Origin of the sequence: Nocardia sp. NPDC019219 (genome assembly GCF_040632645.1) — a bacterium.
In the GTDB taxonomy this organism is placed as follows: domain Bacteria; phylum Actinomycetota; class Actinomycetes; order Mycobacteriales; family Mycobacteriaceae; genus Nocardia; species Nocardia sputorum.
In genome coordinates this window covers 1-12,569 of sequence record NZ_JBEYCG010000026.1, presented here as the reverse complement: position 1 = coordinate 12,569, position 12,569 = coordinate 1, and the positions used below count along the sequence as shown (strand labels likewise).

General features: G+C 69.8%; 11 protein-coding genes. 7 read left to right on the top strand and 4 right to left on the bottom strand.

Going from position 1 to position 12,569, the window contains the following annotated elements; all coding sequences use genetic code 11:
• Nucleotides 1–54 precede the first annotated feature (54 nt).
• Nucleotides 55–1,197, bottom strand: a complete 1,143-nt coding sequence (locus tag ABZ552_RS32810; protein WP_357441750.1) for an acyl-CoA dehydrogenase family protein — start codon at nucleotides 1,195–1,197, stop codon at nucleotides 55–57.
• Nucleotides 1,198–1,754: 557 nt separating this feature from the next.
• On the opposite strand from ABZ552_RS32810, the gene ABZ552_RS32805 reads away from it, so the two are divergent.
• The 4 genes from ABZ552_RS32805 to ABZ552_RS32790 all read left to right on the top strand — a co-directional run bounded on the left by ABZ552_RS32805 (nucleotide 1,755) and on the right by ABZ552_RS32790 (nucleotide 5,540).
• Nucleotides 1,755–2,126, top strand: coding sequence for a metalloregulator ArsR/SmtB family transcription factor (locus ABZ552_RS32805; RefSeq protein WP_281881160.1), 372 nt, complete (start codon nucleotides 1,755–1,757; stop codon nucleotides 2,124–2,126).
• Entirely contained in the window at nucleotides 2,123–3,151 is a 1,029-nt protein-coding gene (locus tag ABZ552_RS32800; protein ID WP_281916560.1) for a cation diffusion facilitator family transporter, read from the top strand. The genes ABZ552_RS32805 and ABZ552_RS32800 overlap by 4 nt, the downstream gene beginning before the upstream one ends.
• A 217-nt stretch (nucleotides 3,152–3,368) precedes the next feature.
• Nucleotides 3,369–3,872: a hypothetical protein gene (locus ABZ552_RS32795; RefSeq protein ID WP_357441748.1), complete on the top strand. Its 504-nt coding sequence runs from the start codon at nucleotides 3,369–3,371 to the stop codon at nucleotides 3,870–3,872.
• 30 nt (nucleotides 3,873–3,902) lie between these two features.
• A complete protein-coding gene (locus ABZ552_RS32790; RefSeq protein WP_357441746.1) occupies nucleotides 3,903–5,540 on the top strand; it encodes a long-chain fatty acid--CoA ligase in 1,638 nt (545 codons plus the stop codon).
• 15 nt (nucleotides 5,541–5,555) lie between these two features.
• Here the strand turns inward: ABZ552_RS32790 and ABZ552_RS32785 are convergent, their stop codons facing one another.
• From ABZ552_RS32785 to ABZ552_RS32775, 3 genes are all read right to left on the bottom strand, one after another.
• A complete protein-coding gene (locus ABZ552_RS32785; protein WP_357441744.1) occupies nucleotides 5,556–6,104 on the bottom strand; it encodes an HD domain-containing protein in 549 nt (182 codons plus the stop codon).
• Nucleotides 6,105–6,228: 124 nt separating this feature from the next.
• On the bottom strand, nucleotides 6,229–6,621 hold the full coding sequence (locus ABZ552_RS32780; protein ID WP_159849904.1) for an SCO5389 family protein: 393 nt from the start codon (nucleotides 6,619–6,621) through the stop codon (nucleotides 6,229–6,231).
• Between the two features lie 59 nt (nucleotides 6,622–6,680).
• Nucleotides 6,681–7,727: a nitronate monooxygenase gene (locus tag ABZ552_RS32775; protein ID WP_281875655.1), complete on the bottom strand. Its 1,047-nt coding sequence runs from the start codon at nucleotides 7,725–7,727 to the stop codon at nucleotides 6,681–6,683.
• 205 nt (nucleotides 7,728–7,932) lie between these two features.
• On the opposite strand from ABZ552_RS32775, the gene ABZ552_RS32770 reads away from it, so the two are divergent.
• The 3 genes from ABZ552_RS32770 to ABZ552_RS32760 all read left to right on the top strand — a co-directional run.
• Complete coding sequence (locus ABZ552_RS32770) at nucleotides 7,933–8,808, top strand: M23 family metallopeptidase (protein WP_281875654.1); 876 nt, start codon at nucleotides 7,933–7,935, stop codon at nucleotides 8,806–8,808.
• Nucleotides 8,809–8,951: 143 nt separating this feature from the next.
• The gene (locus tag ABZ552_RS32765; protein WP_281875653.1) at nucleotides 8,952–9,935 is read left to right on the top strand and encodes a LuxR C-terminal-related transcriptional regulator; all 984 of its coding nucleotides are present in this window, start codon (nucleotides 8,952–8,954) and stop codon (nucleotides 9,933–9,935) included.
• A 294-nt stretch (nucleotides 9,936–10,229) separates the two neighbouring features.
• Nucleotides 10,230–12,569, top strand: a 2,340-nt coding sequence (locus ABZ552_RS32760; protein WP_357441741.1) for an amino acid adenylation domain-containing protein, incomplete at its 3' end; no start/stop codon positions are given.

Genomic DNA, 12,569 nt, shown 5'->3' with positions numbered 1-12,569 from the left:
AGGTCGGAAGACATCCGCGGTCAATCAATCGGCATTTCCGGCCACCCGGAGGCGTCAGCTCCCGGCGAGCTGGCGCGCGATGACCAGACGCTGAATCTGATTGGTGCCCTCGAAGATCTGCATCACCTTGGCTTCGCGCATATAGCGCTCGACGGGGAAGTCCTGGGTGTAGCCGTAGCCGCCGAAGACCTGGACCGCGTCGGTGGTGACCTTCATGGCGGCGTCGGTGGCCACGAGCTTGGCCACGCTGGCCTGGCGCGAGTACGGCAGTCCCGCGTCGCGGCGGCGGGCGGCGTCGAGGTAGGTGGCGCGGGCGGAGTCGACGGCGGCGGCCATGTCGGCGAGCACGAAGCCGAGTCCCTGGTGGTCGATGATGTGGCGGCCGAACGCCTCTCGCTCCTTGGCATACGCGACGGCCTCGTCGAGGGCGCGCTGCGCCAGGCCGGTGGCGACCGCGGCGATGCCGAGGCGTCCGGAGTCCAACGCGCTGAAGGCGATCGAGAGGCCTTGCCCCTCGGCGCCCACGCGCCGTTCCTCGGGCAGGAACGCGTCGTCGTAGGCCGCGGTGGTGGTGGGCACGGCACGCAAACCCATCTTCTCCTCGGGTTTGCCGAAACTGAGTCCCTCGGTGCCGGCGGTGACCAAGAAGCACGAGATTCCGCGCGAGCCTTCACCGGTGCGGGCGAACAGGGTGTAGAAGTCGGCGCGGCCGCCGTTGGTGATCCAGGCTTTGGCGCCGGTGATCCGGTAGCCGCCCTCGACCGGAGTGGCGCGGCAGCGCAGCGTGGCCGCGTCGGAACCGGCGTGCGGCTCGGAAAGGCTGTAGGCGCCGATGGTCTCGCCGGAGAGCATTCCGGACAGCCAGCGTTGCTTCTGCTCGTCGGTGCCGAAAGTGAACAGCGGATGGCAGCTCAGGCTGTGCACGCTGACGGCGACGGCGACGGCGGCCCACCGGGCGGCGAGTTCCTCGAGCACCTGCAGATACACCTCGTAGGGCTGCGCGCCGCCGCCGAATTCCTCCGGATACGGCAGGCTCAGCAATCCCGCCGCGCCCAGCGCGGGGAAGACGCCATCGGGGAAGATCCCGGTCTTCTCGCACTCGGCCACGCGCGGTTCGAGCACCTTGTCGGCGATGTCGCGGGTCAGTTCCAGCAGGTCCCTTGCCTCGGGGGTGGGCAGCATTCGGTCCACTGGCATGTCGTCTACTCCACGGTCGCTCGATGTGTTTCCCGGGATTCACAGTAACCGGGCGATGCCGAGTGCCCCTCGGGGTCGCCCTCGGCGGCGGTGTGCGGCGGGCCGGGCGCAGCCGGACATCACGATTCGGGATGATTCCCGCACGAGCGACGAGTTCGGTGCAGAATGGCCCGATCGGAGCGGCTCGTCCTTCCTCGGCCGCGCGCGATCGAGTTGCCGGGCGCTCGCGCCGTCGTGCTGCACGTGCAGCTGTGTGTACAGGTGCGCGGTTACCCTGCCGAGGCCCGTGGTCATTCGTGCTGGTCAGCGCCGTTTTCTGGGAGGTGGACCGAAAACGGGTGTGCGCCTGCACGATTGGTTTGTCTCATTCGGGTGATAACTGCTTCCTCGCCTGGCGCACCGACGCCACACTCGGCTAAGACAAAACTGTTCGGATTCGGGGTCGACCGGCGTGTCGGCGGCGACGCAGGGGGTGCCGCCGCCACGTCGGCCCGGAGCTCTGGTACCGGCGGCGTCGTCTGTTCTAATATCTGCGTATGAATGCAGATAACCAGGAAATGCGGCCGCCGCTCGCGGAGGATCAGGTCGGGCTGGTTGTCGAGGTGTTTCGCATGCTCGCCGACCCGACCCGCGTGCAAGTGCTGTGGGCGTTGGTCGATCGCGAACTGTCGGTGAACGACCTGGCCGGACAGGTCCGCAAGCCCGCGTCCTCGGTGTCGCAGCACCTGGCCAAACTGCGCATGGCGCGGTTGGTGAACACTCGCCGGTCCGGGACGACGATCTTCTATCGCCTGGAGAACGAGCACGTCCGGCAGTTGGTGATGGACGCGGTGTACAACGCCGAGCATGCCGGGCCGGGCGTCCCCGCGCACCACCGCGCCGCCGCCGTGCGCGACTTCCCCAGCCGAGACGAGGCGAGCGCGTCATGAGCCACCGGCATCATCACCCGCACCACCACCATGCCGGACAGCATCATCGACATCGGCCGGGCGCGGTCGGTGTGCTGCGGGAGATCTTCGTCCCGCACAGTCACGACGCCGCCGACAGCATGGACGACGCGCTGGAGGCCAGTGCGGTCGGCATCCGGGCGGTCAAGATCAGTTTGGTCGTCCTCGGGTGCACCGCGGCGCTGCAACTGGTGATCGTCGCCGCATCCGGTTCGGTGGCCCTGGCCGCGGACACCGTGCACAACTTCTCCGACGCGCTGACCGCGGTGCCGCTGTGGATCGCGTTCGCCCTCGGCCGCAAGGCCGCGACCCGGCGCTACACCTACGGATTCGGCCGGGCGGAGGATCTGGCCGGGCTCTTCGTCGTCGCGATGATCGCCTTGTCGGCGTTGATCGCCGGGTATCAGGCGGTGCGCAGGCTGCTGGATCCGGTGCCGCTCGAGCATGTGGGCTGGGTCGCCGCGGCCGGGCTGGTGGGGTTCCTCGGCAACGAGACGGTCGCGCTGTACCGGATCCGGGTGGGGCGGCGGATCGGCTCGGCGGCGCTGATCGCCGACGGTCTGCACGCGCGCACCGACGGGTTCACCTCGCTGGCCGTTCTGCTCGGTGCGGCGGGAGTGGCGCTGGGCTTCCCGCTGGCCGATCCGATCGTCGGCCTGCTCATCACGATCGCGATTCTCGCGGTGCTGCGAACCGCCGCACGGGACGTGCTGCGCCGGTTGATGGATGCCGTCGAGCCCGGCTTGGTCACCGCGGCGGAGCGGGCGCTGGCCGCCGAGCCGGGCGTGCAGGGCGTGCGCAGCCTGCGGATGCGGTGGATCGGCCATCGGCTGCACGCCGACGTCGAACTGGACGTCGCGCCGACGATCACGCTCGCGGACGCGCATCGGGTCGCGCACGAGGCCCAGCACGCCCTCACCCACGTGGTGCCCAAGCTGGATACAGCTGTGGTGCACGCCTATCCGGCGCATACCGAGCTCGCGGTGCCGGGTGCGGCAGGAGCATAGGGATCGGCTATCGAGGTCGCCTTGCCGGGATGGTCGGCGGGCAGCGCATCCGTTGCCGAGTTCGCGCCGAGCTGACCAGCGGTAACTGAGGGCGCACGCCATCGGATGGCTGCGCTCGGGATTGCCCGCAGCCGTCGCCCGGGGCGGCCTACCGTTGGGTAGCATCGCCCGTGTGATGTGGCTCATGGTCGGTGCGTGCTGAACCATGCCGCCGCCTGTGCCGACCATCGCTCAGCTTCCCGGCCGAGTCTCACCCTGCCGCATCGCGGAGGATTCCGACGCCGTCGCGTCGACGGAGGCACCGGCCCGAGGCCGCCTTGCCGAGCGCACGCGCCCCATCCGCACGGGCGCCGAATTCAACCGTGGCTACAAGGTCTTTCGCGGCGAACTCGACCGCTCGCAGGTGATCCGGCCGGACGCCGTCGCCGCGGCTCCCGGACCGCCGTCCCGGATCGAGCCCGGCTCGGACCTCGGCCGGAAGTACGGTTCGATGCTCCCGCGCTGGGTGGGTAGCCCGTCCGGACCCGAAACCCGCAGTGCCCTCGGTCGTCTCGGCCGCGCCGATCACGCGGCGTGGGCCGATCCCGGACATGCGCTGTCGTGCGCCGTGCTCACCAGCGGCGATCCGATTCGGAATCCCGAAGGGACCCGCCCGGCGGGCTCGCTCGACGGATCACATCGCCGGACCCCGCGGCGGGCCGAAACCGACTTGGCTTTCTGACGGGAAGTCACCGAAGAAAAAGGAGTTCCGATGTTGAGCACTATGCAGGACGAGCCGTTGTCGCTGGCCACGTTGCTGCGCTACGCATCGACGTTCGCCGGCGATTCGACCGTGTCCACCTGGACCGGGACCGGCGTGCGCACCATGACCTACCGCGAGGTCGGCGCGGAATCGGCGCGGTTGGCGAACGCGCTGCGCGGGCTCGGCATCGGGGTCGGCGACCGGGTCGGCACGTTCATGTGGAACAACAACGAGCACTTGGTCGCCTACATCGCGGTGCCCGCGATGGGCGCGGTGCTGCACGCGTTGAATATCCGGTTGTTCCCGGATCAGGTCGTGTACGTGGCCAATCACGCCGAGGACCAGGTGGTGCTCGTGGACGGCACGCTGGTGCCGCTGTTCGGCCAGATCCTGCCGCACCTGACGACCGTCCGCCACGTCGTCGTGGTCAACGGTGACGCGGCGACCCTCACCGCGCCCGAGGGCGTGCAGGTGCACTCCTACACCGAGTTGCTCGGCGGGCAGCCGGACACCTACGACTTCCCGGTGATCGACGAGCGCGCCGCCGCGGCGATGTGCTACACCTCCGGCACCACCGGTGATCCGAAGGGCGTGGTGTACTCGCATCGGTCGAATTGGCTGCACGCCATGCAGGTGAGCGCGAACAACGGCATGGGTCTGTTCGAAACCGACACCATCCTGGCCATCGTCCCCCTGTTCCACGCCAACGCCTGGGGCCTGCCGTACGCGGCGCTGATGTCCGGTTCGAATCTGCTCATGCCCGACCGGTTCCTGCAGCCGGGGCCGCTGCTGGAGTGCATGGCCGCGCAGAAGCCGTCCTTCGCCGCCGCGGTGCCGACCATCTGGGGCGGGGTGCTGGCGGCGCTGGCGGCGAATCCGCAGGACATCACCCATCTGCGCGCGGTGGTGGTGGGCGGTTCGGCGGTTCCTCCGTCGATGATGCGCACCTTCGAGGACAAGCACGGCGTGCGGGTGCTGCACGCCTGGGGCATGACGGAGACCTCGCCGCTGGGCAGCGTCGCGCATCCGCCCGCCACCGCGGTGACCGAGGAAGAGAAGTGGGCATACCGGGTGACCCAGGGACGTTTCCCGGCGGGTGTGCAGGCGCGTCTGGTCGGTGACGACGGCGTGGTGCCCAACGACGGCGTGTCGCTGGGGGAGCTGGAAGTGCGTGGTCCGTGGATCACCGGCTCGTACTATTCGCCGGACGGCGCGGTGGTCGATCCGGAGAAGTTCCACGACGGCTGGCTGCGCACCGGCGACGTCGGCAAGATCAGCCCCGACGGCTACCTCACGCTGGTGGACCGTTCCAAGGACGTGATCAAGTCCGGCGGCGAGTGGATCTCGTCGGTGGATCTGGAGAATGCCGTGATCGGGCACCCGGCGGTCGCCGAGGCCGCCGTGATCGGCGTGCCGGACGACAAGTGGGACGAGCGCCCGCTCGTGGCGGTGGTGCTGGCCGAGGGCGCCGAGGTGAAACCCGAGGAATTGCGCGACTTCCTGGCCGACAAGTTCGCCAAATGGCAGCTGCCGGAACGCTGGACGTTCATCGCCGAGGTCCCCAAGACCAGCGTGGGCAAGTTCGACAAGAAGCGGCTGCGCAGCCAGTACGCCGACGGCGACCTGGAAGTCACCACGCTCGGCTGACCCCGTCGCCCCGCGTCACCACTTCAGCATCGGCAGTGGTGACGCGGGGTGGGTCCGCAACCGCCGCGCGGTCAGCGTCACCAGCCTGCGGTGGAAGCCGTGATTCGGATAGCGCTTCGCCAGCTCGCTATAGGTCCGGCGAGAGATGCCGAAGCGGCCGAGCAGGCCCAGTTCGACATCGATCGCGTCGGCGCGCCGGAAGATCTCCACCGGGTTGTGCGGCGGGCCCGCCGGGCGGATCTTGTGATGCTGGTCGATCATCGTCACCACCAGCCCGGTGAGGTCGTCGCGGTCGATGCTCGCCAACCAGGCGCGCGCCTGGTCGCAGGAGGGGGCGAGGTAATCGAAGCTGCCCGCCGACCAGATGCCGATGTCGTGCAGGGTGGCCGCGGTCAGGAATTCCTCACGGGTGCTCGGCGGAGGTTGCCGATCGGCGGCCAGGAGGTCGCACAGCGTCAGGACCCGCAGGACATGATTGGTGTAGGCGGCGCGGTCCGCCCCGAGCTGTTGCTGCCACGGCTCGAGCCGGGCCTCGACCTCTTCGCGAAGATCGTTGCTGCTCATGGCGGTTCACCCTACGCGTAGGGGCCCGTCGCGGACGGCGGCGACGCGCGGGCGCGCGGCCCTGGACACGCGAACACCCGGCGCGGGCGAAACGGTTTGCCGCGCCGGGTGTTCGGCTGGTGGATCAGCAGTTGCGCAGTTCCGGGCTCTGGTTGAGCAGCTGCGCCCGGGTGCCGATGAACGTGGTGTAGGTCTCGCCGCCCACCGCGGAGAGCGGGAACGCGGCGACCCGGTGGCAGTTCTGGAAGGCGAGCTTCACGCCGAAGTGCCGCTCCAGTCCACCGCGGATCGCGTCGGAGGCCATGGCGCGCAACAGTTGCCCGCGCGCCGTCTCGTCGGGCGGCGCGATCGTGTTGTCGGCGAATTCCGCCGTGCCGGAACGCAGCTCACCGGCCACCCGGCTGACGACTTCCCAGGCGTAGGGCAGGGAAGTGCGCACGACCTCGACGAAGTCGGCGTCGTCGACCTCGCCGCGCTCGGCGCGTTCGAGTAGTGCGGTGGGGACATCAAGGGACATGGCGCTCTCCTCCAATGCTGGACGTCGATGCGATGTCCGAGTCTAATCGAAAGTCGTTGTCAATAATGCTGGATTCGCCGCGAAAGTGCTTTTTCCAGTGCGGCTTTCGTGTCGGCTGCCAGCGTCGCGACCAATTCGCCTGCGGGTAGCTCGGGTGCCAGCGCATGGGTCTGACCCGCCCAGAGGTTGACGTCGTCGGAGTTGCCGGCCGCTCGTGCGGCGGCCCGCAGCGGGGCGGTGGCGTAGTGGATCTCCGGGTAGCCGGCCGGCGCGGTGGCGGTGTGTCGCAGCAGGAATCGGTTGCGCAACCCGCGCGCCCTGCGGCCGGTGAACGCGCGCGTGAGCATTGTCGGGGTGTCGGCGGTCAACGCGGTGCGGTGCGCCTGGTTGGTGCCCGCTTCGGGACAGCGCAGAAACACTGTGCCCAGTTGCGCGGCCGCGGCGCCCGCCGCGAGCGCGGCGGCGATGCCGGCGCCCGTCGCGAGACCTCCGGTGGCCACCAGCGGACGGTCGGTCGCGGCGGTGAGCAGTTGCAGCAACGCGAGCAGGCCGAGCGGGTCGGCGGAGTCGTCGGCCGGTCGATCCACGAACGTCGCGCGGTGCCCGCCCGCCTCCGCCCCTTGGGCGATGAGCACGTCGGCGCCCGCCTCGACCGCGACGCGCGCCTCGTCGACCGAGGTGACGGTGACCCAGACCTCGGACCCGGCGGCGTGCAGCCGCTCGATGTCCGCGGCGTCGGGGCAGCCGAAGGTGAAGGACACGGCCGCGACCGGATCGGCGACGAGCAGGTCCAGCTTGGCCTCCCAGTCGTCGGTGTCGAAGCGCGGATCCCCGAGTTGGTGATCGGCGCCGAGTTCGGCGAGATAGTCCGCCAAATCGGCGAGGGGCGTCGGCGGACCCGGTACGAAGAGGTTTACGCCGAAGCGCTTGCCGGTGAGCGCGCGGGTCGCCGCGATCCGGGCGGCGGTGTCGGCGGCGCTGAGATAGCCGGCGGCCAGCTGGCCGAAACCGCCCGCCTCGGCCACCGCGGCAGTGAGCTCGGGAGTGGAGGGGCCGCCCGCCATGGGGGCGAGCACGATCGGAACGTCCAAGCGGTCGAGGATCACGGTCCGATTGTCGCGCATTTGGACGTGTGACCCGGACCTCACCAGCGTTTTCCGCCGGAAGGTTGCGGAATGGTCACGACGCGGTAGAGTTCCCGTCACGACGGATGCCAAACCGTTATCCGCCCGGCTACACCGGATCGTTATAGAACCGGCTCGGCACGGGCTCCGGCATCCCTGACCCAGTGGTACGACCGAGGATTCAGTTTTGTCGCAGCACCGTGTAGGCCCCAGTTCCATTACCGTCCAGAGCCTCCTCGGCGACGGCGGCGAAACGGGCCGTCCGACGCGGCACCGCGCCGAGCCGTCCGCCACCGAGCGTGTGAAGGCCGCCGCCACCGCCGCGGTCGCGGCGGGTGCGCTGATCGGTGCTGCCAGCCAGGTCGCTCCCGCGCTGGCTTACGCCGCGCCGCTGTTGCCCGGTTCGCACGACGCCGACGAGGAGCAGCAGGCCGCGCCCGCCACCGTGAAGGGTACGAGCATCCTGCCGGTTGCCGAGGCGAAGGCTGCCGCCGAGCCGGTCGCGCAGCCCGCGCCGGAACCCGCCGCGGTCGCGGCCGAGATCGCGGCCCCGGTCGCCGCTCCGTTCGGCATTCCCAATCTTCCCCCGGAGATCGCCGCACCTTTGGCCCAGGCCGAGGAGGCCCTCAAGGGTGTGCAGCAGCAGGTCGCTCCGGCGCCCGCGGTGCGCCCGGTGGCCGGCGCCATCAGCTCCGGCTACGGCAGCCGCTGGGGTGCCATGCACTACGGCCTCGACTTCGCCGACGCGCTGGGCGCGCCGATCCACTCGGTCAGCAACGGCACCGTGATCGAGGCGGGGCCCGCCTCCGGTTTCGGCCTGTGGGTGCGCGTGCTGCAGGACGACGGCACCACCGCGGTCTACGGCCACGTGAACGAGATGTTCGTGCACGCGGGCCAGCGGGTGAACGCCGGCGATGTGATCGCCACCGTGGGCAACCGGGGTCAGTCCACCGGTCCGCACCTGCACCTGGAGATCTGGGACCAGTCCGGCTCCAAGATCGACCCGCTGCCGTACCTGGCAGCCAAGGGCGTGCCCATGGAGTGGGGCCCGTCGGCGCACTGACTTCCCCTGTCCGACTTGACATTCCGAGCAGTGCATGGTTGCACGCAGCGAAGCTTCCCGCGTCCCGGTGACGCGGGAAGCGGTTCGCGCCCGGGTCTTGGAGAACCGCCCAATAGGCACCGGTCGGTCGCTAGGCTCGGGCCGTGATCGAGCTGGGCGACATCTTCGAGCCTGGGTCGCCGCACGGCCGCGCTTACGCCGTGCTGGTGCACCATCCCCGGTCGAGTCTCGCCGATATCGCGCATTACCTGGGCGTTTCGGAAGACCTCGCCGCGGATTCGTTGGATGTCTTGTGTGAAGTGCGCGCCGCGGTCCGCATCGAGTCGCCCGACGGCGAAACGCTGTGGGACGCGCACGCGCCGGAATCGTTGTCCGAAGCCGAGGCGCGGCGCAGGCAACAGGAGATCAATCAGATGCACGCCGCCGCAGCCCGGTTGAGCGAGACGTTCCGTTCGGTGCGTCGCTCGCCCCGCGGCAACGGCGCGGTCGTGCCGGTGTACGAGCGCCTGGAGATGCTGGCCGATTTCGAGGAGATGCAGACCGGTGCGCGCAGCTGCGTCAAGCTCGTCGAGCGCGGCCCCTATCTCAGCGATCCGGAACGTGAACGCCAGCTGTTCGAGCTCAAACGCGCCAGGCTCGCCGACGGAATCCGCTACCAGACCCTGTACCAGGACACCGTCTACCAGGATCCGGAGCGGCTGCGGCACGCGCTGTCCACCAACGCCAGCGGTGCGCAGGCCAGAACCCTGCCGGATCCGCCGTTCAAACTGATCATCAGCGACGACGAGCGGGCCAGCCTGGTGCTGCACGCCGACGAACGCAGGCCCGACCCGATGGGTCTGCGCATCACCGGTTCGCCCACGCTCGAGCTGCTGATCAAGACTTTCGACGTACTGTGGACGATGGCCGCGCCCATCTCGGTGAATCCGTCCGCCGAAGCGCTGGACGAACGCGATCGCGCGATCCTGACCTTGATGGGGCTGGGCGCCACCGACGACACGATCGCGCGCAGGCTCGGCATGTCCCGGCGCACGGTGGTCCGCCGCACCGCACGGCTGTTGGAGCGGCTCGGGGCGAGCACCAGGTTCCAGGCGGGGGTGCAAGCCACCCGGCGCGGCTGGTTGTGAGCAAGCTCACCGATCAAGGGAGTCCTGCAACATGAGGGGCTCGGCGCCGATATAACGGCAGGCGGTAAGCAAGACACCGATTCCATGGGGGAGTGGGCGGCGTCCGAGGAGAGGACAGCACCACCGAAGGGGGACGCGGACCGCACCGACGGCAGCCGCGGCAATCCGATACAGCGCGCGGGTTGGGCAGTCAAGCCCCTATATGATTGCTCGGTCCGCGCTGGCCCCGGATAACGAACCCTGAGCAGGGTTAGGCCCGGGTCCTGGCTCGATGCGAGAGGTGAATGCACTCGAATGGAAACCGCCCGTCGCTCTGCTCGCGGTAGCCGTCGCCGCAGGTCGGGCAGTCCGCTCTTCGCGCAGCTGCTCACCGCCGCGGTCGAGTCCGCCGCCACCGAGGTCGCGATCCGGTTCAACCCCACGGGAGAATTGGCCGACGATCGGGAACTCACCTACGCCGAGCTGGACGCGGCGTCCTCGCGGCTGGCCCGGGAGCTGATCGAGCGCGGCGTCGGGCCCGGCGACGTGGTCGCCATCGGGATCTCGCGCAGCGTGGAGTCGGTGCTCGCCGTCTGGGCCATCGCCAAGACCGGCGCGGCCTACGTGCCGGTGGATCCGACCTACCCCACCGACCGGATCAACCACATCGTCGCCGACTCCGGCGCCACGGTGGGCCTGACCACCTCGGCGCACCGCCCGGTGCTCGGCACCGGCGTGTACTGGATCGAGCTGGACGACCCGGTGCAGGCCGCGCGCATCGCCGCGCGCCCGGAGCACCCCATCTCCTACACCGACCGGGTCCGCCCGCTGGACGAGCGGCACCCGGCCTACGTCATCTACACCTCCGGCTCCACCGGCAAGCCCAAGGGCGTCGTGGTCACCCACAGCGGCCTGGCCGGGCTGGTGGCCGCCGAGCGCGAGCACTACGGCGTGACGGAGGAGTCGCGCGTGCTGCACGTCTGCTCGCCGAACTTCGACGTCTCCGTGCTCGAACTGCTGCTGGCCTTCTCTTCCGGCGCGACGCTGGTCATCGCGCCGCCGTCGGTATTCGGCGGTTTCGAGCTGGCCGATCTGTTGCGCCGCGAGCACGTCACGCACATGCTCATCACGCCCGGCGCCCTGGAGTCGGTGGACCCGGCCGGCCTGGACGACCTGCAGGCCGTGGTGGTGGCCGGGGACAAGTTCGGTCCCGAACTGGTCGGCCGCTGGGCGGCCGAGCGCGAGTTCTACAACGGCTACGGGCCCACCGAGGCGACGATCCTGGCCACCAGCACGCCGCCGATGGCGCCGGGCGAGCCCATCACGATCGGCACGGCCATCCCGGGAGTCGGCGCGTTCGTGCTGGACTCGCGGCTGCGGCCGGTGCCCGCCGGCGTGGTCGGCGAGCTGTATCTGTCCGGCCCCGCGCTGGCGCAGGGCTATCTCAACCGGCCGGGCCTGACCGCGGAGCGATTCGTCGCCAGCCCGTTCGGCGCCGACACCGGCAACCCCGGGGCGCGGCTCTACCGCACCGGCGACCTGGTGCGGCGCACCGAGTCCGCGAGCCAGGACGGCGGTGTCATCGAATACCTGGGCCGTTCGGACTTCCAGGTGAAGATCCGCGGCTTCCGTATCGAACTGGGGGAGATCGACAACGCGCTCACCAGCCACCCGGACATCGACTTCGCGGCCACCCTTGGCAAGCCGCTGCCGTCGGGCGCGACCGCGCTCGTGTCCTATGTGCTGCCGCGGCCGGGCGCTGATGTGGACATCGACGCGCTCACCGAGTTCATCGGGGAGTCCTTGCCCGCGTACATGATTCCGGCGTCGGTGGTGGTGCTGGACGAGATTCCGTTGACGCCGGTGGGGAAGTTGGATCGGGCGGCGTTGCCGGAGCCGGTGTTCGCGGCGCGGGCGTTCCGGGCGCCGTCGACCCCGGTGGAGGAGATCGTCGCGGAGGTGTTCGCGGCGTTGCTGGTGCCGGAGGAGGACGGCCGCGTCGGCGCGGATGACGACTTCTTCGAATTGGGCGGGAACTCGCTGCTGGCGGCGCAGGCGGCGGCGCGGATCGGTGCGGCGTTGGATGTGCGGGTGCCGGTGCAGTTGCTGTTCGAGGTCAGCACGGTGGCTGGGCTGGCGGCGCGGGTGGAGGCGCATGCGGGGTCCGCGGCGGGGCAGGCGTTGCGGGCGTGGCCGCGCCCGGAGCGGGTGCCGTTGTCGTATGCCCAGCAGCGGATGTGGTTTTTGAACCGGTTCGATCCCGCGAGTGGGGTGAACAATATTCCGGTCGCGGTGCGGTTGTCGGGGCAGTTGGATGTGGCGGCGCTGCGGGCTGCGGTGCGGGATGTGGTCGAGCGGCACGAGGTGTTGCGCACTGTCTATCCGGATGTGGACGGTGAGGGTGTGCAGGTGGTGTTGCCCGTGGATGACCCGCGGGCGGTGCCGGATGTGCTGGTGCGCCGTGCGCACGAGTCGGAGGTGGCGGCGTTGGTGGCCGCCGCGGTGAGTGAGGGTTTCGATGTCACGGTCGCGCCGCCGGTGCGGGTGCGGTTGATCGTGTTGAGCGAGTCCGAGCACGTGCTGGTGTGCGTGGTGCATCACATCGCGGGTGACGGGTTCTCCATGGGGCCGTTGACTCGCGATCTGATGAGCGCT

Bases quoted from the DNA above. Each gene is read 5' to 3' on its own strand.
- ABZ552_RS32810 (WP_357441750.1), bottom strand. From the start codon at position 1,197: ATGCCAGTGGACCGAATGCTGCCCACCCCCGAGGCAAGGGACCTGCTG.
- ABZ552_RS32805 (WP_281881160.1), top strand. From the start codon at position 1,755: ATGCGGCCGCCGCTCGCGGAGGATCAGGTCGGGCTGGTTGTCGAGGTG.
- ABZ552_RS32800 (WP_281916560.1), top strand. From the start codon at position 2,123: ATGAGCCACCGGCATCATCACCCGCACCACCACCATGCCGGACAGCAT.
- ABZ552_RS32790 (WP_357441746.1), top strand. From the start codon at position 3,903: ATGTTGAGCACTATGCAGGACGAGCCGTTGTCGCTGGCCACGTTGCTG.
- ABZ552_RS32785 (WP_357441744.1), bottom strand. From the start codon at position 6,104: ATGAGCAGCAACGATCTTCGCGAAGAGGTCGAGGCCCGGCTCGAGCCG.
- ABZ552_RS32780 (WP_159849904.1), bottom strand. From the start codon at position 6,621: ATGTCCCTTGATGTCCCCACCGCACTACTCGAACGCGCCGAGCGCGGC.